The 579-nt window shown below is 47.5% G+C and carries 2 protein-coding genes; both read left to right on the forward strand.

Annotated elements, in window-relative coordinates:
* Positions 1–441, forward strand: a 441-nt coding sequence (locus R7093_RS26845; RefSeq protein WP_318147226.1) for a DUF1731 domain-containing protein, incomplete at its 5' end; no start/stop codon positions are given.
* 38 nt (positions 442–479) lie between these two features.
* Positions 480–579: SDR family NAD(P)-dependent oxidoreductase (locus tag R7093_RS26850; protein ID WP_318147227.1), on the forward strand; the 100-nt coding region annotated here is incomplete at its 3' end.

A 579-nucleotide genomic window follows, 5' to 3' on the forward strand; every position in this document is an offset into this window, starting at 1 on the left:
CGCGTTTGCTTCCTCCGGACAGGCGTCGTACTCGGGCTTAATGGCGGAGCACTCGCGAAAATGCTCTTGCCTTACAAATTGGGGTTAGGCGGACCGCTTGGCAATGGCAATCAATACATGCCTTGGATTCATATCCTCGATATGGTTCGTGCCATTATGTACCTGCTTGAAACCCCTCACGCGCATGGTGCCTTCAACATGTGCGCCCCTCACCCTGTGACTAACCGGATATTTAGCCGCACGTTAGCGAAAACACTCAAACGTCCTCATATTCTATTCACACCTAAATGGGTCATGGCATTGGCGATGGGAGAATCGGCATGTTTGTTGTTTGACAGTATGCGAGCCAAACCTAAGAAACTCACCGAGCTCGGCTTTAAATTTAGTTATTCAAGAATAGAACCAGCACTGAAGCACTTGCTTCAAGATAGAAGCTGTTGAATGATAAAGCTTATCTGTCTCTCGCATTAAGCTAACACATGAATAAATCCATCCTCATTACGGGGTGCTCAACGGGCATCGGGTACGTTTGTGCTCATGCACTCCATAAACAAGGCTTTAACGTCATCGCCTCTTGTA

This window comes from Vibrio sp. 1580 (genome assembly GCF_033340055.1).